The sequence below is a fragment of the Burkholderia sp. Bp9012 genome (genome assembly GCF_003853825.1).
Classification (GTDB): Bacteria; Pseudomonadota; Gammaproteobacteria; order Burkholderiales; family Burkholderiaceae; genus Burkholderia; species Burkholderia diffusa.
Genome location: NZ_QTQA01000018.1, coordinates 148,415 through 169,349, shown reverse-complemented (window position 1 = coordinate 169,349; position 20,935 = coordinate 148,415). Strand labels below are relative to the sequence as shown.

The 20,935-nt window shown below is 61.5% G+C and carries 14 protein-coding genes; 5 read left to right on the top strand and 9 right to left on the bottom strand.

Annotated elements, in window-relative coordinates:
• From DIE11_RS23950 to DIE11_RS23930, 5 genes are all read right to left on the bottom strand, one after another.
• A partial coding sequence (locus DIE11_RS23950; protein WP_221622467.1) for a DUF6531 domain-containing protein occupies window positions 1-1,979 on the bottom strand: 1,979 nt, incomplete at its 3' end.
• A gap of 365 nt (window positions 1,980-2,344) precedes the next feature.
• The gene (locus DIE11_RS23945) at window positions 2,345-2,929 is read right to left on the bottom strand and encodes a hypothetical protein (protein ID WP_124627556.1); all 585 of its coding nucleotides are present in this window, start codon (window positions 2,927-2,929) and stop codon (window positions 2,345-2,347) included.
• 224 nt (window positions 2,930-3,153) lie between these two features.
• Window positions 3,154-5,829 (bottom strand): TcfC E-set like domain-containing protein, encoded by a 2,676-nt coding sequence (locus tag DIE11_RS23940; protein WP_124627554.1) that lies wholly within the window; start codon window positions 5,827-5,829, stop codon window positions 3,154-3,156.
• 52 nt (window positions 5,830-5,881) lie between these two features.
• Complete coding sequence (locus tag DIE11_RS23935) at window positions 5,882-6,589, bottom strand: fimbria/pilus periplasmic chaperone (protein ID WP_124627552.1); 708 nt, start codon at window positions 6,587-6,589, stop codon at window positions 5,882-5,884.
• A 113-nt stretch (window positions 6,590-6,702) separates the two neighbouring features.
• Window positions 6,703-7,356 (bottom strand): common pilus major fimbrillin subunit EcpA, encoded by a 654-nt coding sequence (locus tag DIE11_RS23930; RefSeq protein WP_059599572.1) that lies wholly within the window; start codon window positions 7,354-7,356, stop codon window positions 6,703-6,705.
• 1,079 nt (window positions 7,357-8,435) lie between these two features.
• Here DIE11_RS23930 and DIE11_RS23925 point away from each other — a divergent pair.
• Window positions 8,436-10,070, top strand: coding sequence for a hypothetical protein (locus tag DIE11_RS23925; RefSeq protein WP_124627550.1), 1,635 nt, complete (start codon window positions 8,436-8,438; stop codon window positions 10,068-10,070).
• A 505-nt stretch (window positions 10,071-10,575) separates the two neighbouring features.
• Window positions 10,576-10,827, top strand: a complete 252-nt coding sequence (locus DIE11_RS23920; RefSeq protein WP_124627548.1) for a hypothetical protein — start codon at window positions 10,576-10,578, stop codon at window positions 10,825-10,827.
• Window positions 10,828-11,730: 903 nt separating this feature from the next.
• Here DIE11_RS23920 and DIE11_RS23910 read toward each other — a convergent pair.
• Window positions 11,731-11,907, bottom strand: a complete 177-nt coding sequence (locus tag DIE11_RS23910) for a CsbD family protein (RefSeq protein WP_124627544.1) — start codon at window positions 11,905-11,907, stop codon at window positions 11,731-11,733.
• 230 nt (window positions 11,908-12,137) lie between these two features.
• Between DIE11_RS23910 and DIE11_RS23905 the strand changes: the two genes are divergently transcribed.
• Together DIE11_RS23905 and DIE11_RS23900 are read left to right on the top strand one after the other, a co-directional pair.
• Window positions 12,138-12,284, top strand: coding sequence for a DUF3096 domain-containing protein (locus tag DIE11_RS23905; RefSeq protein WP_124627542.1), 147 nt, complete (start codon window positions 12,138-12,140; stop codon window positions 12,282-12,284).
• Between the two features lie 630 nt (window positions 12,285-12,914).
• Window positions 12,915-13,208, top strand: coding sequence for a hypothetical protein (locus DIE11_RS23900; RefSeq protein WP_124627540.1), 294 nt, complete (start codon window positions 12,915-12,917; stop codon window positions 13,206-13,208).
• A 103-nt stretch (window positions 13,209-13,311) separates the two neighbouring features.
• Here DIE11_RS23900 and DIE11_RS23895 read toward each other — a convergent pair whose 3' ends face one another.
• From DIE11_RS23895 to DIE11_RS23885, 3 genes are all read right to left on the bottom strand, one after another.
• On the bottom strand, window positions 13,312-14,547 hold the full coding sequence (locus DIE11_RS23895) for a S53 family peptidase (RefSeq protein WP_124627538.1): 1,236 nt from the start codon (window positions 14,545-14,547) through the stop codon (window positions 13,312-13,314).
• A 33-nt stretch (window positions 14,548-14,580) separates the two neighbouring features.
• A complete protein-coding gene (locus DIE11_RS23890; RefSeq protein ID WP_124627536.1) occupies window positions 14,581-16,713 on the bottom strand; it encodes a polysaccharide deacetylase family protein in 2,133 nt (710 codons plus the stop codon).
• Between the two features lie 691 nt (window positions 16,714-17,404).
• Entirely contained in the window at window positions 17,405-19,483 is a 2,079-nt protein-coding gene (locus DIE11_RS23885) for a hypothetical protein (protein ID WP_124627534.1), read from the bottom strand.
• Between the two features lie 233 nt (window positions 19,484-19,716).
• Here DIE11_RS23885 and DIE11_RS23880 point away from each other — a divergent pair, with 233 nt between their 5' ends.
• Window positions 19,717-20,835, top strand: a complete 1,119-nt coding sequence (locus DIE11_RS23880; RefSeq protein WP_124627532.1) for a helix-turn-helix transcriptional regulator — start codon at window positions 19,717-19,719, stop codon at window positions 20,833-20,835.
• The last annotated feature ends 100 nt before the right edge of the window (window positions 20,836-20,935 follow it).

The following is a 20,935-nucleotide window of genomic DNA, read 5'->3' as shown; positions in this document are numbered from 1 at the left end:
TGGACGACGTTCTTCGCCTCATCGCGGAACAGCCATTCCTCACGCTGATCGGGGTGGATGATGCGGTACGTGTAGCCCAGGTGGTCGTAGTAGTGCCAGGTCTCCTGGCCATGGGCATCGGTGACGTAGGTGAGGCGGATGTTCTCGTCCCATTCCAGGCGGGTGTCGAAGCTGCCGTCGTCGGCCCACTCGCGCACCGCTTTGGCATCCGCGCCCTCTCCCTGCCATTGCAGGTTCATGCCGCGGCCGGTGCGGTCCGTGTAGAGGGTGATCAGGTGGTGCTGGTACTGGTAGGTCCATGCGGCAGCATTCTCGTCTTGTGCCAGCGTGAGGTCGCCCGCTTCGTCATAACGGTACAGGCTCAGGCGGCGCAGGGGTTCGTGCTCGCCCATCAGCCACAGGCCGGTGATGCGGCCAGCCTCGTCCACCAGAGTGCCCAGGTGGGTATGCGGCTGACTGGGATCGTCCTGGTAGGTGATCAGGTCCGACAGCACCGCGCGATTGCCAACGCGGTGGTCGTAGCCGAGCAGCATGCCGGCGCCGCCGCGCAGTTCGATCCGCACCAGCAGGTAGCGGTCGCCGTGGCGCTGGTAGGTCTCGCGGCGTTCGTAGCCACGACACAGCACCAACTCGTGATCGCGTACACGAACCAGCGTGAGGTCTTCGATGCGATCTTCATGGAACTGTCCGACCTTGGGCAGCGGGTAGTCGTGGCTGCGCCCGTCAGCGCCGTGGTAGCGCAGGCCTTCGCCCCGCACGTCGAAGCGCGTGGTGTACGGGGTGATCCAGCGCGCGCCCAGTGCGCCATCGTCGAAAGCACCCAGGCTGGAGCGGTAGGTGCGGGTCCATTCAATGGGGAACGGACCCGGCAAGGCGAAGTCGGTATGCGCGATGGTCTCGCTGCCCATGGCGAAGCTGATGCTGCCGCAGGTGCCGGCGCAGGTGCCGTTTTTCTGGGGCTTGGCATCGCCCTGGGCCCTACGTTCGACGGGGCGCGGCTCCAGCGGCTGCCCCGGGTGGCTGGCCTTGCTGATGCTGGTGGTGCCCGACTTGACGTTGGCGCCATGTCCCCGGCCGGGTCTGCGGGCGAGGACGGCGCGGGCCAGGCCCGCGATGATCCAGCCGATGCTCTGCTCAACGTTTTCGTCGGCCAGACGGCGAATCTGCCGACCGAGTTCGGGCGACAGCCGACGAAGTGCTGCGGTCTCCCGCAGCACTGCATCGCAGGCGCGCTTCGGTATCGCCATTGTCGCCAGGTTGAGGCTGGCCTTGGCCACGCCCGCCTGGAATTGCGTGGCGGCGCCATACACATTGGTGAATACGCCGAGCGGGTCACGCCAGAGTTTGCCCGTGGCCTCGAACAGTTCCGCCTTCGCAGCCTTGAGATTGCCCTCGGCGTCCAGCTCGCTCAGCACGATCGCGTCCAGGCCGTTGGCCAGGTCAACGATCAGCGCCTCTCCATACTGGGCGGCCGCTTCGATGAAACCGGACAACTCGGCCCGTGCCCTCGTCACGAAGTCTTCCAGGCTGCCCTTGATGCTGGCGTTCAAACTGGTAGCGAGCACCGTGAGCATCGCCTCGCCGACCAGTTGCTTGCCGCTCTTGCGCAACTCCTGACGCACGAGGAACAAGCCTGGGCGCAAACTCATGCGGGCAGCCGCTGTGCCGGGCAACGGCACCACGCCCATCAGGTTGATGCCCAGGCTCACCCAATCGAGCGTATGGCGCTCTTTACTCTTCGCGAGGGTGACGATATCGCCGAACACGTCCGCCAGTGCGAGGATGTTGCCCAACACCGGCAGCGCACCGGCCATGGTGGAGATACGTTCCAGCGAGATCGTGCCGTCGCTGATGCTGATCAGCCAGTCGTCGAAGGCACTGATGCTCTGCCCCACGTCGGCGGGTTGGATCAGATTCACCGGGACGACGGCTACTTGCTTTGCTCGAGGTAATGCGGCGTTGCTGTTCGTGCTATCCATCGCGGGTTAATCGGAATGTGAAATTGGAATCGATGAGCCGCGATTCGATGCGGCTTCTTGGGATGGGAGCGCTGTGTCCGGGACCAAGCCTTGTTTAGGGGGCAAGGGCGTCCCTCTGTCGCGCCCGTTGCCTCTTGACGCTCGCTAAGGCGACAGTTGTACGGGGGCGTGATGCCGGAGCCGATCTGCTTTCAAGATCGCTACTCAGGCAAGAGGGCATTGCATTTGGCATGAGCCGTCGAGGCGATTCTTGGGGACAACGCCGCAATGGAATGCTTCTTCAACCCTGAAGAACCGAGCGCGTGAACAGGCGCGCCTATCGCACCCGCGCCGATGGGTTCGAATACATCGCGCCACGGGGAAAATTAATTCACCGGCACCACTTTCACTTCATGCGTGTCGGCCCCGTTTGCCAAGACGACCCTGACCGGGCCGCCCACTGGATTCAGCCCGGCCAGATCGAGTGATTCGCCAGGCGACAAATAGCGGTCTCGCATGCAGTCAATCAAAAGCGCACATTCCCCATGCGCGGTTGCCAGCATGACCGTGTTCCCCGTATTAACGAATCGCGTCCCATCGACCCGATAAGCCTGCCTTGGCGACCTCGGCTGCACGACCAGGATTGTCTGCAACTCGAGACGCGGTTTCACCTTGACCGCATTTGTATCGATCGAAACCGCGCGCTCCTCGCGGAACGTCACGCGAAAATAGCGTGGCGAGTCGTCACTTACACCTTTGAAATAGAGACGCAACCACCCACTCTTGTTCGGGCGTAACACGAGTTGCTTCGGTGCGTACATCAGATCGCCGCCTTTCGGCTTCCACGTCGCGACGTCGCCATACGGCGGAGCGCTTTCCTCCACTGACACGCCGTACACGCGCGTCTGGTCGCTGTCGTTCACGACCTCGCGAACGAGATAGTCTTTCCCGGACCCCATGAAATAGGTCATGTCGCCAACGGACAATGCCTGCGCTGTGCAAGACCAGACCAACATCACGAACGCTGCGAATTGCCTCAATCGATTCCTCACTGGTTACTGGTCCGCGCATACGCATCTCACCCGCTACAACTCAGCCGGTCGGCCCGGCATCGCGCGTTACCCGACAAAAATGGACGCGCGACCGACTGCGTCGGCCGCGCATATGGATATGTCTCCTCCATTTTGGTTTGGTATCAGCCTTCGCGACGCCGAACCGGGCGCGCATCGGCCACGCTTTTCGGTTTGCATTCGATCTGATCAACCCACAGCGCGCCTTGCGCCTTGCTGAGGTCAAAGTCGATCTCGCACGTTCCGCCGGTGCCGGTCTCGTATTGAATGACCGGATAGGCGGTATCGACGTCGATCACGAAACCGCCGTCGGCTGCAGTCGTAGCCTTGCCGATGTGGTTGCGAATCTCGGTGTTCGGCTTCACCAAACCGTTCTCGGTCAGCACGCCGAACACCGTTACCAGCCGGCGGACCTTCGGCATCATCGACGCGACGTTGCCCGGATATAGCACGAGCTTGGCGTCGCCTTCCTGGATATCGAAGTTTTCCGGCGTGTCACGACGCGTGCGGATCGTCACGCGGTGTTCGCGGTATCCCGTAAGCGGAACGAACGTAGAACGCGAATCGAGCGCCAGCGCCCCATTCGTGGACACCATCTCGAGGTTGCCACGTGCCGACTTGTCCACGCCGACGATCACGCCGCTTTCGCCCTTCTTGCTGTTGAACCCGATGCCGCGCGTGTTCCACCCGACACTGCCCTGCATCGCGGCGGTGCCGCTGGCGTCGCCGGTATCGTCGATGTTCACGTTACCTTGCCAGCCGAACCAGCGGTTGTGGCCCTGCGCGCCAAGGTTCGCTTGGGTGCTCGACGGATTGCCATAGTCGCTCGACAGCGAACGCGAGCGGTTGACCCCTGCCGACAGATAGTCGACGCCCGGGATACGCTCCGGCCGCCAGCCGACGTGCGCGCCGATCTGCTCGGTATCGAGCGAACGCGAATAGTCGATGCCCGCGTCGCCGAACGAGAACGTCGCATTCAGGCCGACGTAGAACGCATTGTTCCACTTACGGCCCATGCCGCCGCTATTCCGGCTGAACATCTGGCCGCCATTGAGCATCACGCGCACCCATTTGTTCGAGTAAATGTCCTGGCTCCAGTCGATGCGGTAGTCCTGACCACCGCCGCCGTATACGCTTCCGCTCACGTTGAGCGTCGCGTTGTTGGCCCAGCCGAACATACGCGCAACGTTCACGTTCGAACCGAAGCTCAGTGTGCGCTGATTGTATACGCCGTTTTTCGCGGTGCTGCCCGTCGTCAGCATGTAGTTCGCCCACGCGCCGACAGGCCCGATGTTCGCCGCGCCATTCGCATTCACGCGAAAACCGCCGTCGCTCGTCGCTCCCGTGTCGATGCCTACGTTACCGTGCTTGAAACCCCGTTGATAACGCAGTTCGGCGGCGGCCAGACCGTCAAAATAATATGCACTGCCGTTAAACGTGCCGAACCGAGTCGCCATCTTGCCGCTCGCGCCGACGAGCTGTCGGCTGATCGCACCACGTCCCCCAACGTTGTTCGCAACATACTGGCCGACATAGAACTGATACTGCGTGTCCGCACCGGTTCCGCCGTTACTCGGCTTGTACACTTGCTCATTGCGGGACGACACCACACGACCGTTGACAACGACGTCCACGCGAATCGGGTAAGTCCCGACTGGCAACTGGCGCGTATCGATTTCCTGGTTGCCGAGGGGAAGATGCTGAACGTTGATCAGCTTGCCGTCGCGATGAATCTGCACTTCACCCGATGCAGGCATGAACGCGAAGATTGGCGTGCGCGCCAGCGAGCCGTCGTTCAACTCCGAGCGGCTCGCGGTGCCTGCGCTGACGCCAAGAAAGCGCCCGCCCGGAAGGAACGTTGTCTGCCCCAGCGCATTCATCGACCAGGTGCTCAGATAGCCGGCCGTGATCGATACGCCGCGGTAATCACGTTCCAGCCGCGCTTCATACAGGTTGAAATCGTCGCCGCTGCGAATGTCGCCCTCAACATACGCGTGATTGACACCAATTGCGCTGACCGACTGCATGTGGAGGTAGCCGTTCGCATCGGCTCTGGCGTTCTTCACGACCGACATGTCGTAATTCAGCACACCGCTCGGATGCTTCTCGGTACTGTCGGGCAGCATATGCAAGCGCGGCGCGCCTTCGCTTGCATAGGCATCCCTCGGCAGTTGTGCAACCAGTTCGAACGTCCGGAGATTGAATTCCAGTTGGACGTCAGATACGTCCTCGCGTGCGCTCGACGTTTCCGCGACCATGCGCAGCGGCTTGCCGTAGCGATCCGCAATCCTTTGCTTCGCGGCATCCGTGATGGCGATCTTCGCGAGGCTGAAGTCCACCAGCGTCAGCGTGCGACCATCGTACTTGACGGTCGCCCGGCCCGCTTCCTCCGAACCGCTATCGATCTTGAGCCGCACGGGCACGTCGACACCCTGCTCGAGTGCACCGAGCAGGTTGTCAGGAAAGGCGTACTGACCAGCAGCCAATGTGCCATCGGCATGTGCACCCTCCGCAGGATCGGGCGCGCGATCGGCAATTTCCGGATTCAACGAGCGAGCATCGCGGCCTGGTTCCATGTCCGACGCTGGCACGGACACCGATGCGTATTCCGAGGCCGTGATCGCGTCGACATCGACGGCGTATGCGGACTCGTCGCGCCCCCTGTCAGCTTCGGGCGTCTCGACTGCCCGCGCACCCCGATCGAACATCACCGAATGATCCGCCGCAAGCACAGCCGACGACACCCATCCTCCCGCAAGGGATACGGCGACGTTAATTGCTGTCATTGTCGACTTTTTCATTCGCAGTCCAAATTGAATCTCTGTTTATCCAAGTCACATAACCGTGATTCGCTTACTTCGCTACGACCTTCGACGGTGCGGCATTCATCGGGAAATACTGGTAGTCGCTGCCTTTCCAGACGCCAATGCCTTGAAGGGATACCAAGCCCTTTTCCTTTCGCATGTCTCCCGACTCGCCCGGGAGCAGGAAAGTGGATCGGCTGCACGCCTTCGGTTCGGTCGCGGCCTTTTCTTCGCACTTCCCCGTGGCCGTGACATGGACGAAGGTATTTCCGATGTTCTTCACACGCCCGTTGCCGTCGTGTTCGAATTTGAAGTGGATCGTTCGTGGGCGCACGACGAGGATCGAACTCAGCCGAATGCGCTGCTTCGCGGACAAGCTGACGCCATCACTGATGTTCGATTGCGACGACACGGCCTGTTCAATGAACGACAACTGGTAGTAGCGCTCCTTGTCGTCCCGCTTGCCCTGGTAGTAGATCTTGACGTCCGCCGTTCGATGCGGCGGCAGAAACACCGTTGCGGGCGAGATCAGCACATCCTTTTTCTGCTCATGCAGCACCTTCAATTGCCGCGGATTGGTAATCTCCTGGACTTCCGTCGACACGAATTTGGCTATCGAGTCGTCGTTCTTGATCTGCTTGACGACGTAGAACTCGTTTTCCTGCATTTCGGTCGTCAACGATCCGATGCCAATGGCCGATGCATGCTGCGCGCCTATCAGCGCGGCCGCCAGCGCCAAGAGTTTGAGTGGCTTCATCGTGTCCTCCGAAAGAAAAGAAAAAGAAAATGCCGAACCCCTAGACCGCGAGGTCCGGCATTACCGGAGTCAATGCCTGCTTCGACCGAATCTACGCAGGCATTCGGCGCAACTTACGCGGTCGGCGTTTCCCAGCTCGCGACGAAACGCACTTCGACGTCGCCGTTGTAACGGCCATCGGAGACGCCAGACAGACCTGTGCCAGTCAGCGCGTTTCCGTCCTTGTCGGTGCCTTCTGCGATCGAGAACTTCACCGGCACGCCATTCGCCTGGTGGTACGAGCCGTTCGGCGTCTTGTTCGGGCCGACCTTCGACAGATTCATGTTCTGCAGGCCATTTGCCGCGATCGACGGCGCCGCGTCACCGCCGGTGCCCGACAGGATGTCGGTGAGGGTTTCGCTCAGCTCGACGCCACCGAGATCGACGCCGACCTTCAGCGAATCCTTCACGCCACCTGCAACGGCATTCAGCGTGTTCTTCGTGACTTGCGCCTGGATCTTGTAGCCCGTGCCGCCTTCGTAACCCGCCGCGAGAACGGTCAGCGTGCGGTCCTGCGTCGAGAATGCTTCGCTCGACGGGTTCCACTCGAAATCGAGCGTCGTGCTACCTTCCGCGAAGACGCTCAGCGTCACGTCGGACTTCTTGACAACGGATGCCGTCCACTTCACGCGTGCTTCTTCCGGGCCCACGGTTGCGGCGATGGCCGGAACAGCGAACGCGACTGCGAGTGCGGATGCCACTGCGAGGCGGAATGCAGTTTTCTTCATATCGATCTCTCAAAGGTGTTCATCAATTAACTTGGATGACCAGACGACATCCCATACCCGGGGATTCTTCTGGACCGCCCGTCCTACCAACTGCCGGTTCAATGGGTTTGCCAGATCACGGCGGCGAAACGAATTATTTCAATTGAAAGGCCAATGTAATATAAGAATGGGCCTAAAAAATCCTTGACCCGCTTCGAACGGCACACGCTCATGCGGCCCGGCGCCCGTGCTGATGGATGACAGTCACACCCGAGCGCATCCCTCTCCGGCAAGTAAGCCAACAGAAAAAGGTTTGCCGAGGACGCGATGATTTGGACGTGCGAAACCGGCAGGTGCGCCGGAACCGAAGACAACACGCATCACGACCACGATGGTCGGTGCATTTCGCGGCGCACTCGCAACGCGCCGCCGAAACACGTCCGCGTGTGTTTTCACCTGCGCTGAATGGCGCTACACGGCGATGGGTGCGATACGCCTTGGCCGATTCCAGGCGTGCGTCGCTCGAGGGCGGACAAGATGCCGGTATGCAACGTGAGTGCCGCGCCGTATGCGCGGTCTCGACGGATCGTCAAGCCAGAAGACATGCCCGACGCCTGCAGATGCCATTGCACAACGGCCGGTCTGCACGGATCCGGGCGCGAACGAACGCGTCGCGGTACTCCGCGCGAGAACATTCACACGGCCTCGCGCTCAATCGCAGACTGATACAACTGATCGACGCTCCAGTAGCGCGAGCGCGGAAGGCGTACGCTCCGTGCGTTCTCTCGCAACGATTCAGCAGCTATCGTCGAGACCTTCCCCGACTCCGCCGGCAGGCCGAGCGGGCATTGCGCGGATATCCGCGGGATGCATTTAGGACGGTTCTCATATTCTGATCGCGCGCCCCTCCGTTAGCATACGAAAGCCATTTTGCGTGTGATTAGCGGGACGACTCGGTTATCCGGTCCTCATCGCAGCCCCCTCCGCTCAACCGCTCGTGGTCGAACGTGCGTTGCGTGTCGACCTGAATCCGGATGGCGGCAATAAATCATGTGCGCTCCACCGAATGTGTCTACTCCTCTCCTCGCCATTGCATTGAAATGTCAAATCTCAAACCACTTTTTCTACGCGCTGCGATTCGCTTTTGCTTGAGCGGTGCGCTGGCGCTCGGTCATGCTGTCTCTGCCCATGCCGCGGCCGATGACCCGTTCAGCGTTCCGTGCAGCCGTTCGCCGACGATTTCGGACCACTCTTATGCGCCGTTAGTGATTGAGGTGGGCGATTATCTTTATTTGCCTGACATTCCCGCTGGTACGACGGGTGCACTCGTCGGGCGCATTCACAAAACGAATCCCCAACTGACGCAGCTGGCAATCATCTTCAAGGAAGCGACCACCTGGGACTCTTTCCCGGACGTCGCTGTCGGCGCATGGCTGTCGGCGAGCGGCGGCTTGCGCTCGATCGTTGTTCCGAATAGCCAGGATGTGCGCTTCCCCAATCTTCCCTATTCGGGCAAGAACACACTGAATCGTCTCAGCGCGGACTACATCATCAACGGCATGCAAATCGCGTCAATTGATCAATTTACGCAGCAAACCAGCAACTCGCTGGGGCAGTTCGTTCGCGGGCCGGGTACTCAAGTGCAAGATCAGACCGCCAGAAAGATGGTGGCGGACGCCTTCCTGAACCAGTCACCGATGACGTTCGGTGCGCATATGTTCTACTCCTCTGTCATACTTGGAGACCGCGGTCAGCAGCTTTCGGATTGGTGGTTGAATGGAAACTTCTCGAACATGGGCCTTTGCGGATACTCCAGCCAGTTCATTTACAGAACGACGGTGACGCCAACCGCCTCCCGGACGCTCACGCTGTCACCGATCAGCGGCACCATCAGCGTGTCGAACGGCAAAATGCTCGTATCCGTTCCGCCCGTATGCCGTATCACGGACGGCAACATGGAATGCCCGATATCCGCCAACTCCACGGCCACGATGGATAACATTTCGTTCATCGTACCGCCTTCTCAGCAATCCGACGTATGGTTCAAGACGGCTGGCGGGCAGAAGTTGTCGAAGGTCTCTGCGACTGCCTTAGGCACAACGAAACTGGTGGTCACGTCGAATCTGCTGGATTCGCTGCTGGGCGACGCCGAAGCGAAGCCGCTCGGCGAAACCATCGGCGCGATCGTGCAATCTACCGGTGGAACGGCCGTCGACATGCGGGTGTCCTTTTTCGAAGATACGGAACTGAAACGTCTCACATTCGGCGTCGCGATCGACGAGCGCGACCCCGCCGCGATGGGCAAATATTCCGGTTCGATCGGCCAGGATGCGGAGATCGTCGTGCCGCTCACAATCCGCCAGTATGGCGCGTCGAAGGCGACCAAGGTGTCGGTAGACGTGCTCGCGCCCAGTGTGCAAACCGCCGACGGGCCACGTTGCAAATTCGTCGACAAGAGTGGTGCAACAGTGGTTGCAGTGCCGTCAATCGTTCGCTTTTATGACGGCACTGGGCTCGACGATCGCCCGGACAATTGCGCCGGCACCGTGTATGACGTCGCCACGCTAAGGTGGCGCGAGACCCTCGGCGGCGCATTCGCGTACGAGGGGGCCCTCGATATGGACCTGCGCTTCCCGCTCGATCCAAAGCAACTCGCGACCGACACGTCAGGCGCGCCCTGGTTTGGTACCGTTTCGGCCAGCGGCGAAGTCCGCGTACGCGCTGACTGGCTCTAAGCGACTGCGGCCTTGGCGGTGCTCCGCGCTGACATTAGACATTCCGCGAATAAATCCTTCGATGCCGCACCGCTTCGCCAGCATCGTGAGCGACGGTTCCGTCTGCGACTGTCTCAGGCTCCCAGCGGCGATCGACAGACGGGACTGCAGCCGCTTAAGCGGCTTTCGATCCCCACACCCGATCGCCGTCGGTGGCACCTCGGAATTAGATTCTGCGTAGGATTTTTGTAGAAGTCCTCATTGGGTGCCACACGGCACGACTTTGTCGGATTTGAATCCGTCTAATCGAGTGCAGTCTTCCTTTTCGTGAAAAATCAGGACTCGTCGCGCGCTTACACCCGCATTCGAGACTGTCTTTGTCTATCTTTGACTTTCTTTCAGACGTATCTGATTGTTCCGATGAGTCGATTTCGCGACGATAGGTTCGCGTGGGAGGCGTCGGTCTGATAGCGCGATTCCTTCCCTGCAAATCATTCACTCAGATTTTTTGGGATGGTTCTGAACAATGAAAAAAATAACCCTGACTCTTCTCTTGATGGCGCTTGCCGCGCCCGCCTTCGCAGGCCAATGCAATAGCTACGGCTATCAAAAGAAGCTGCGCAAGCTTGAAGTCAAAGCCGAAGCCGCGAGCAGGTATGGCGACAGGATCAAGGCGCAGAAGCTCCGGGAGAAGCGCCAGTATTTGATGTCCCGTTGCCAGTTGACGCACACCATTGGCGGAACGGCTGAAAACCACATCCCGTACCAATATCACTAATTTGCCGTAGGCGTAGGCGCGCGGTGTCAGGAAACGCGCGCCGTCCGCACGTGAAAGTAGGCAGGCCCTCGATCAAGGGCCCAGCGCTTACAGAACGCAACGCCGGGCGAAATCTGAACAAGTTCGCTCATCTGCGGATTTCTCCACGCATTCTGAACGTCGAAGTGCGCGGCAGCAGGCAGTTCCACACTTCGACGCCGTCACACTTGAAGGAAGCCCGTCCGCTCGCGACACAGCGCCCAATTTCCCGTTGGTTACCGTTAGCGGCTTTGTGCTAGACCGTCAGTTCGACTCAGTGCTTGCTCAAAAAACGATCGCGGCCCTTCACTCCCTCAATCCATTGAGGCTTCCTGCCATGCCCATTGCATGGTGCACCACTCTTTCGATCACGATACTTCGGCGCGATCTGTGCACTCGTGTTCGTCACAACGGCACGGCGCCGCCCGAAAAGCAGCTTTAGGTAATACGACCGCTCCAGCAGCGTGCACGGCGACCGTGGTGATGACCTGGTGACCAGTGCTGATTCAAGTTGGGGCTCTTCTCGGCGAGTCACTCAATTCGGATATCAAATCATGCTCTACATGATGCTATTCAAAGTTTTGGGTGTGTAGTGGCCAGATTGAAATGTCCGCTTTCGGGCCGTGTCAGCAGTACGGCCGTGGGTGTCCGGCGCAGAGGGCTGCGATGGCTCCAACGGACCGGATCACGATGACGATGCGCGATCGGCCGGTCAAGGCGTTGCGATTGTGATGGACCAACACGGCAGCAGACGCCAACGTTTACACGCTTCCCCCCGTGGCCGCTTTCAACGCACGCTTCGCGAAGCCACTGAAGGTCGACTCCAATTCACACCGGCCGCTTCGGTCTGACGAGAAGCCAGTTCGGTGTCTTCCACGTCAGGCTCTAATGCCGCTTCTTGAATCGCTCCTTTGCGTCGCCGAATGACGCTTGTGTCTTGCCGACGATCTGTTCGGCCTTGCCCGTCAATCTGCTTGTTCGATTTCCCACGACCTTGCCAACCATTTCCTTCAGCTTGCCCTTTGCTTCCGTAAGGCGGCCTTTTACCTGATCTTTGTTCATGACATTGCTCCTTGAAACTTGACGAATGCTCGAACTGCGGTCCGGCACGCCGATCCCAATCGCGATGAAACGTCGGTGCAGGTACGGCGATTGCGCCGGTCGAAGCGTTCGCGCTTGTGGACAGTGAGTTGACGGCCGCAAGCTTGACGCTCGCCAGGCTCGCGTCTCTGTAACGGGTGCCGGAGGCAAGGCAGGCGGTGGCCACTCGTTCTCAATCTTGCGGAGGAAGCATGAACACGCTCACTAGCGCCGGCCCGCTGGTTTCGCTGATCGCCGGCATTCTCATCCTCGTGGTACCCCGCCTCCTGAATTACATCGTTGCGCTCTACTTGATCATCATCGGGCTGCTCGGTCTGTTCGGAGGACGTCTCCATTGAATTGATATGACCACGAGATAGCCTGTTACGAACGCGCATCAGTTACATCGTGGTGCCATGCGGGGGTCCGGTGCCGGCGAACACCGCCAGCGCAATGAGCAACACATATACCCGCTGCATGTGAGCGAATGATCGAACAACGACATCGTGCGTCTTCGTCGATGAAATGACTCGCCGCCCTTGCACTGGCCACCGGGCGGAGAACAGTGATGCCACAGTGCGCATCCTCTCGCAAGGCAGAGCAGGGGCCCTTTCTTCGGATGCGAAGCGGTATTCGACCCGACATCGGCACTGCGGGAATGGGTCGGTTCCCTCCACTTCATTTCAATTCAATGTAAGTGTTGCTTTGTCAGATCTGAACGCAAATCCCGATTGCATTGTGGACCTTGTCCGCGTGCGCTTTCGCGTTGCGCCATCATGCTCTGCATTCCTTCACATTATTCACACGCCGTGCCTCGAAGCGATTGCATATCCGGCCTGCGGCGATGGTGACATCGTGGCTTCGGCCATCGGATCGGCATTGCTGCTAAGAGATGCGGATCGCGTCGTTGAAATAGCGAGCGAAGCGCCTGCCGCTTCGTACGAGAACGATTCATGCTCGTTGTCAGGTACTGAATGGAGGAAAGCACGATGAAGCCCAAGACAATTTCGAACCGCCGAATTCTGGCGACACTCGTGGCAGGCAGCGCACTCGTCGCGGCCACCACGGCCTTCGCGCAAGTCTACGTTGCACCGCAACCGAGGTACGAAGAGCCCGCCCCGGCGCCGGGTGTGTCGATCACAATCGGCATGCACGGCCACCGATACTGGGACGGCCACCGCTACTGGGAGCACGACGAGTGGATGCATCGTCATCCGCGTGAACATGATCCGTGGCGTGAGGACGAGCGCGGGCGCATGCACGAACACGAATATCGTGAATAGCGCAGACCCGCCGCCAGATACGAGGGAACACGCCTACCGACCAACATTCTCGTATGTGGCGCGCGGACCCGCCTGATCTTCTCGAGCCGCCAACATATCCACGTCAAGGTGCGGCCATCAGTGCCTGGATCAGATTAGCGGCCATCGGGCGCCCGAGGCCGGTCACGTAGTCGTATCCGACCGCCGCGGTACAAAGCGTGCCGCATGTGCCGTTCGATCCGCTGACAATGTCGCGGAAGTTCGCCGCGTAAGCGCTCGACGCGAGACCGTACAGCACGCTCTGGATCGCATTCACCGCGTTCAGCGTCGTCTTGCCGCGCGCGATGCGCAAGCTGTTGACGATCGCGACCAAAGCGGACCATTGCGGTGCGCCCGCGCTCGTGCCGCCGACGACGAACCAGCCGCGCTGCCCCGCATAGCCGTACGAATCGTATACCGCGAAGCCGGACGCCGGATCGCCGTCGTAAGCGACGTCGGGCACACCGCGCAGCCCGAGGCTGTCCGATGGCGTCCCGAAGTTCGACTGATACGTCGGTTCCGACTCGACGGTGCTCTGTCCGCCGCCGCTGCCGGCCCACGCCGCTTCGCCGGCATAAGCGCCGCTTGAGTCGATCGCGATCGACGTGCCGCCGACGCTCAGCACGTACGGCGACGCGGCCGGGTAGTCGACACCATTGCCGCCGTCGCCGGACGCAGCGACGAACGACACGCCGTTCGCGCTGGCGAACTGCCCGTCGTATTGCGTTTCGGCCAGAAATTCGGCGCTCCCCCAGCTGATCGACACGACCTTTGCGCCGACCCCGCCCGGTGCCGGACTCGTCGCGAGTGCGATCGCGCTCATCAGGTCGTCCAGCGAACTCGATGCGGCTTCGACCAGCACGATCCGCGCATTCGGTGCGATCGCGTGTGCCCACTGCACGTCCAGCGAACTTTCGAGCGCCCACAGCGCATCGGGCGGCGGCGGCCGCTTGTCCGGCGTCGCGTACACCTTCGTGAAGCAGCGCGGGGACGCGCACGGCGGCAAGCCGAACGTGTTGCTGAACAATCGCAGATCAGCCTCGACGTTCGGATTGTCATAGGCGTCGACAATCGCGATGACCTGATCGTCGCCACCATAGCCGCGCGCCGGCAATAGATCGAACCCGTAGAAATGGCGGATCTGCTGCGGCGACAGGCCGACCGGATTCCGTTTCGCGGATCCGTGCAGATGGAGCGGCGGCCTCGCAAACCCATGCAGCGCTCGCGACGAGGATTGCGCGAACGCCACGCCGGTCACAAGCGCGACGCTCGCCGATACGACCAACATGCACAGCCCACGCGCAAACGAGGCTCGGTTCATGGTGTTCCCCCTTGGCAAACGAGCTGAGGTGCGTCACTGCACCTTCGCGCTCGTGAACGACAGCGATTTTCCCGTGCCCGCGATGACCAGCCAGTTGTTCTGATCGGTACTGACGACCGTCGCGCTTCCGCTTTTCACGCTCGGCATCTGGTACGTGCGCTTCGGCAACAGCCAGGTCATGTCCTGGAGGTTCGTCGGATGCGTTGCACTGAACGTCCAGCTGGTACCGGTATCTGTCGCCGTCCAGTTCACCAGCAGACGGCGCCGGTCGAATTGCGTGAGCTGGTCCATCGTGAACCACTTGAACTGGCCCGTCGTCGCGAGCGACGCCGCGTAGCTGAGAAACGTCGTAACGACGTTCGGATACCATGACGCGCCCAGCGGGTGCATGTAGATCAACCGGCTCGTGCGGTTCGCAACGACGAAGTCCATCAGCGACAGATACCAGTTCTGAACGTCTGTCGTCGGCACCGCGAACTCCTGGAACTCCTCGAACGTCGCATACTTGCCGAACGGCATCACCGGAAACGCCCAGATGCCCGGATTCAGCAGCGAACCGTTGCGATACGCCCGCGTTTGTGCATTGCCGGTATGGCCGGTGAAGTAGTAACCGGAATAGCCGTTCGACTCGAGCCAGTTCACCGCCCATGTCGGCGTGTTGCCTTCCGGCGCCGCCCATTCGACGTCCGGCTTGCCCGTCACCGACTGGACCGCATTGTGGTTCAGCACCAGATATTGCGTGAACGTGCTCGCATTCGTTTCGCTCGCATTCGCCCCCCAGTAGTCGTGCGCCCAACCGCCGTGGCTGCCGACTTTGTGCCCGCGCTTGAGCAGGAACGCGACAAGTTGCTTCGCCTGCGTATTTTTCGTCAAGTTGATCCCGAGACCATCGCCGATCGTCACGTCGTCCGGGCCAGCGGTCATCACGATCGAGTACGGGCCGCTGTTCCAGACACCGTAGTTCTTCAGGTACTGCGCCGGCTGGATCTGGTCTTCCGCGCAGAAGTGCCAGTTCAGGACCATCCCGGCCTGCGCGCGCGGCTGCAGCGACAGGTGCGGCATCGACAGGATGTTCGTCGTGAAGTAACGCAGAAAGCCGTGAATCGGCATGCTGTCGGTTTGTCCGTCGAGATACGCGAGCGGCATGTTGACGAACATCACGCCGCCGTTTCCATACGCCTGATAGCCCGCGACGAGACCGAAGTTCGGCGACGTCAGCAGCGTCGTGCCTGTATACGTGCCCTGTGTGACGTAGCTCGGATATGTGAGGAAGCCGTATACGTAGCCGGAAATTCCTTCGAGCACGTCCGTCGTCGCCGACGGTGTCGCAGTCGCGAGCGACGTCGCGCCACTCACCGCCGTGGATACCGACGACAGCGTCGTCGATGTCGGCGAATACGATCCGGATGTGACCTTGCCGCCCGTCGACACGCGCCCGAGATTCAGCGGCACGCTGGTCATGCGGCCGTTATCCATCTTGTACGTGAAATACGCCTGATGGTTGTACCCGGCAAGCCCGCCCGGGTTCGACGTGCTCGGCTGCAGGAAGAGCAGCTGATTCGTCGTCGAGCCGGTCGAAGAAGTTGACGTGGTTGCAGCCAACGCCGTCGCGGTCGTCGTCGAGCCGGACCATGTCATCGACTTCCCGGGCGGAATCTGAAGGGCGCGCAACGTGCTCCCCATCCCGGTCACAGGGCCGAGGCCGATCATGCTTCCGCCGAGCGTATCGTAGAGCACGTAGTTGACGCCGGCCATCGAGCTGAATCGCGATTGCCCGGCCGGATAGAATCCAGTTGCGTTCAGCACACCGAAATCATAGACGAGCATCACGCGCCCGCCGTTCAGCGCGTAGTTCTGGATGGCGGTCACGAGCGTATCGTCGGCGACCGTATGCACCTGGTCCGGCAGGATGAGCCCCTGATACTGCTGCAGCGACGTGCCGCCCTGCTTGAATTGCGTGTCGCTGATGAGCGAAATCTGCAACCCCTCCTCCGCCGCCGAATCGAGCCACGCGGACACACGCGGGTCCGGCAGCGTAAAGTTGTCCGGCAGCAGCAACAGCAACTGATTCGACAGTGCGTTCGCCGGCCCGGCTGCGAACGTCAACAGGCAAACGGAAAAGACGATCAGAAAGGCTCGTAGGGCCCGAATTGAGTTGGCCAACATTATGCTCTCCCGTCGGAGGGGGGATAACTGCCGATGCCCGACACGTTGCGGCCGACGCGTTCCGCCCATCGTGATCGAGCGGTCGGCGGCCGGGCCGTGTGGGGCCATCGGCTGAGGGGGGGAGAGCGAACGTGCCGCGTTGCGGACACGTCCGGTCATGCAAGTGCATCGATTCGTCGGACGATCACGAACGCGCGGCAACTATCGTTCCCACCGCAATCCATGAAGCTAACAACGTGCCAGTCTCGCAACCACGCAGCCGCGACACCCACCTGCAATGGAAAGCACGCGGAACAGGGAAAATCGCACCGAAAACGTTACAGCTTCGATACGGCGGGCCTGGTGGCGCGATGTGACGAGCCGACGGGAAGCGTCGCGATGGACGATGTGAGGTTGTCTGGCGGGGCGGTGCTTGGGACTCGGAATCGCCAACGCCCTTTGCTGGGCATCCGCAAGCGCCGGGAATCGACGGAGAATGATTCTGCCGAGTAACGTCGGCGCTGCACGCGTGTGGACTGCGTGGCCGTCTCCCGAGTCATGCCTGATGAATTGACAATAAAAATACTCATGCTCGAAGGCCGTTCAGGACATGGCGCGCATCGTCTCGCCACGCCATGACGCAAAAAGGGCCGGCGGGATAAAAAATCACCCCGCCAGCCCATTCTCACCGGGCATATCTGCCCGGCCTCCGTCACCGGTCGTACTCGAAGGACTCGGTAAAGAGCGTGTCGACCGTGTCGGACCAGCTCAGGTTCACGAACGAGAAGTCGGTGCTGCCCGTCCAGCCGGCCACCGACGGGAACGCGACGCCCTGGTCGCCCGGCACGTTGAGCGTCACCGCCGCTCCCGGCAGGACCGGCGACGCCTGTGCCGAACCGTTGACGAACGTCGGCGCGGGCTGCCCCGACGCGGTCGCGCGAATCTGCACGTTGCCGCGCTTGACGAACGGCAGCCCTGCCTTCGACGTCCAGCTCAGCGGGAATGTCGCGCCGCCCGCGAACGTACTGGCGGTGCCGGGCGTCAGGCTATCGCGCGTGGACTGCGCCAGATCGTGCCACGCATACTGGCGCAGCGCGTCGGGCAACGGCGAAGGTGTACGCAGCCTGACCGTGTAGTGCCTGGCCGGCGCCGACGTGTCGCCGTTCTGGTAGACGTCGATCGTATAGGCACTGAAGGGCTTGATGTCGGCCAGCTCGGCGGCGCTCAGTTGCGGCTTCGCCCACGCGGTGTTGTTGCGCGGCGCATCGCCGGGCCACGTGAACAGGCTCTGGCTGGCCGGGTCCTGCGCGACGCCGGCCAGGCGGAAATTGTTGCGGCACTGCGCATTCTTCGTCAGCGCGGCGAGCTGGGCCGGCGTCTGCCCGCTCGCGATCTGCGCGCGGATGTTCAGCGTGTCGCACGTACCGCTCGACGGCTGGAGGAACACGCCGTTTCGCAATCCCGGGCCGTTGACGATCGCGAAATCCACCGCGGTGCCCGATGCATCGACGGTGCCGACCTGCAGGTTGAGCGAATCGACGAACGCGTTGGTCCCCGTCGACGGATTGGCCGGATTCAGCCAGTCCCATTTCTGCGCATTCGCGTTCACCTTGCTCAGCACCGCTCGCTGATTGCCGACCACGCGCCAGCCGGTATCGCCGCTCGCGAGGCTGCTCGCCTGCACCGCGAGTTGCACATGCTGCTGCATGCCGTCGCGAATGCCGTCGGTGCGCGTCCACGCGAGCTTGACCCACATCGTGTCGCTGGCGATAACGCGGATGACTTCCGGCAAGCTGAAGTTGGCATTGTTCATCGCATCGTCGGCCACGATGCCCGGCGCGCCGCCGGCATGCGCGCCGAATTCCTGGTCGGCCGACATGCCGTTGTTGAGATAGGCAGCGGGCACGCCTGCGTTCAGCGCGCCCGGCGCGACGCCGTCGACAAAGATCCGGCCGCACGCCGATACGTTGCCGCCCGCGCGCGCCGCGCCGGTCGAACCGGCGAAACACTGATTGAGCGCACTCTGCAATCCCGCCAGGTCGCTCGCGCTCGGCAGGTTCGACACCACCGTGCCGTTGATGGTCGCGGCGGCCGGCAGGCTGGCCTTGTCGCTCGGCTGCGGCGCGACACCGGGCGCGAGCTGAAGCTGCACCGGCGTATCGCTGGACGCGCCCGCCACCGAGCTGATCTGAACGCCGCCGTCCGGCAACACGTTGATCTTCACCTGGTCGAGCAGCCGGTCGAGGCCCGGCCCGCCGGCCGTCAGCGGGCCGGAAATCAGGTCGACGCCCGTATTGCCGGTTGCGGTCAGCAGGTCGGCCAGTGCCGACGAATAGGCCTGCACCGTGCTGGCCACCGCCTGGGCGGTGACCTTGCTCTGCAGCAATCCGGTGTCGGCCAGCAGCTTCGTCGGGTTGTCGCCGATGATCGTGGCGGCGATCGCATTCGTGATCGGCGTGATGTTGATCGTCTGCGTGCCGCCCGCGGCACTGAGTGCGATCAGCGTGGCCTGAGAATCCGCGACGTTGCCGTAAGCGGACAACGCGAAAGGCGCGGTCAGTCCGGTCACGGCGCAATGAAACGCGCCGGTCGTGGCGTCGGCGGGACAGTCGACCGATTTGCCGGTCGCATCCATCAGTTTGACCGCCGCGGCCTGCATGGCCGCGCCGGCGGCCGCGACGCCGCTGACCGTCTGTGCGGCAGGTTCGGATGGTGACGAAGATGAACCGCCGCCTCCACAAGCAGACACCACCAGCGCTGCGATACCCCACACGACAGGTTTGAGTTTCATTGTTTTTCCCCCGCGAGTCTTCTGGTTGTCAGGTGCGATACGCAACGCGCATGCACGCTGACCGGAATTCTCGCAAAGGCGATTTTTGCGATCATCATTCAAGTGAATGAAAATCCAGAAACAATGCGGTACGGAAGGCAAATAGCCTGTGTTAGCCTGAATCAAATTCGGTATTCGAATCAATATCGTCAGACAAAATCCGCATACAAAATCATTACGCGGCGGGGTGGAACATGCAACGGGACCAGCTCATCGGGGACCTCTACGAGGCCGCCCTATGCCCGGATGGTTTTCTCGAAGTCTTCCATCGGGTATCCGAATCGCTCGGCGCAAACGTCTTTCATATGTTCAGCTGGGACGCCGCGCGCAATGCACCGAAATTCTCGATCTATTCGCCGCGTGCGGAATTCGACACGATCGTCGCACTCTACGACCAGTATTACGGCGCGCTCGATCCGCGCCGCGGCTTCGTCGAGAATGCACCGCTCGGCGAATTCGTTTGCTGCCAGGATCATCTGACCGAACGCGATGTCGAGCGCAGCGAATTCTTTCAGGACTATCAGATTCCGTCGGGCATTCGCTACCTGATGGGAATGCGCTTCGCGCGCCCGGGCAGCGACGACATCCTGCTCGGCTTGCTGAGAGCGCACGGCCGACCGCCCTATTCGTCAGAGGAACGCGCGAACCTGACGGGCATGGCCGGGCATCTGCAACGCGCGATCAACCTCTGGCAGGATGCAAGCGTGCTGCGTCGGGACGCTGCGCTCGGCCGCGAACTGATGGAGGAACTGGGCTTGTCCGTCTTCACGCTCGACCGGCATTCGCGCGTCATATTCGTCAACCGGGCCGCAGAGTCGATGTTGCGCGCCACCACTTGCCTCAAGCTCGAGCACGGGCATCTGAGCGCGGCGAGCGCACCGCAGAACGATGCACTCAAGGCGGCCGTGGCACGTGTCGCGAAGACCCGCAAAAGCGAGAACCTTGCGCTGGCCGGCACCGTGAGCGCCGCGCACGAAATCTTCATCGGCATCGCTTCGTTATCCGGACAAGCACGCGATGGCGCACTCGGCGACGCTGCGATACTGATCACCGCCAGGCGCCGCAGCGCCGCTCCGCTCGTCGTCGCTCAGCAACTTCGGCAGGCATTCGGCTTGACGAGCGCCGAAGCCGCCGTCGCCGAAGCATTGGTCGGCGGCAAGACGCCGGAGGAATGCGCGGCCATTGCCGGCGTGTCGCTCTCGACCGTTCGCACCCAGTTGCGCGCGATCTACGACAAGACGCATTCCCGAAATCAGGCCGAGGCGGTTGGCCGGATGCTCTGGGTGCTCCCGCAGCACGCGCGCGATGCGTGATCTCTCGAAATCGGCAACCACCGCCGTATCGAAACACGGCGGCCGCAGCTGCCGGTTGTATTTCGCGCTCGCGAGCACCGTTCGCTCGTTGCCGAACACG

What these genes read in the sequence shown, in the direction of transcription:
- DIE11_RS23905 (WP_124627542.1), top strand. Translation starts at nt 12,138, where the DNA reads ATGAACACGCTCACTAGCGCCGGCCCGCTGGTTTCGCTGATCGCCGGC.
- DIE11_RS23890 (WP_124627536.1), bottom strand. Translation starts at nt 16,713, where the DNA reads ATGTTGGCCAACTCAATTCGGGCCCTACGAGCCTTTCTGATCGTCTTT.
- DIE11_RS23945 (WP_124627556.1), bottom strand. Translation starts at nt 2,929, where the DNA reads ATGACCTATTTCATGGGGTCCGGGAAAGACTATCTCGTTCGCGAGGTC.
- DIE11_RS23900 (WP_124627540.1), top strand. Translation starts at nt 12,915, where the DNA reads ATGAAGCCCAAGACAATTTCGAACCGCCGAATTCTGGCGACACTCGTG.
- DIE11_RS23935 (WP_124627552.1), bottom strand. Translation starts at nt 6,589, where the DNA reads ATGAAGCCACTCAAACTCTTGGCGCTGGCGGCCGCGCTGATAGGCGCG.
- DIE11_RS23925 (WP_124627550.1), top strand. Translation starts at nt 8,436, where the DNA reads ATGTCAAATCTCAAACCACTTTTTCTACGCGCTGCGATTCGCTTTTGC.
- DIE11_RS23910 (WP_124627544.1), bottom strand. Translation starts at nt 11,907, where the DNA reads ATGAACAAAGATCAGGTAAAAGGCCGCCTTACGGAAGCAAAGGGCAAG.
- DIE11_RS23895 (WP_124627538.1), bottom strand. Translation starts at nt 14,547, where the DNA reads ATGAACCGAGCCTCGTTTGCGCGTGGGCTGTGCATGTTGGTCGTATCG.
- DIE11_RS23880 (WP_124627532.1), top strand. Translation starts at nt 19,717, where the DNA reads ATGCAACGGGACCAGCTCATCGGGGACCTCTACGAGGCCGCCCTATGC.
- DIE11_RS23885 (WP_124627534.1), bottom strand. Translation starts at nt 19,483, where the DNA reads ATGAAACTCAAACCTGTCGTGTGGGGTATCGCAGCGCTGGTGGTGTCT.
- DIE11_RS23920 (WP_124627548.1), top strand. Translation starts at nt 10,576, where the DNA reads ATGAAAAAAATAACCCTGACTCTTCTCTTGATGGCGCTTGCCGCGCCC.
- DIE11_RS23940 (WP_124627554.1), bottom strand. Translation starts at nt 5,829, where the DNA reads ATGAAAAAGTCGACAATGACAGCAATTAACGTCGCCGTATCCCTTGCG.
- DIE11_RS23930 (WP_059599572.1), bottom strand. Translation starts at nt 7,356, where the DNA reads ATGAAGAAAACTGCATTCCGCCTCGCAGTGGCATCCGCACTCGCAGTC.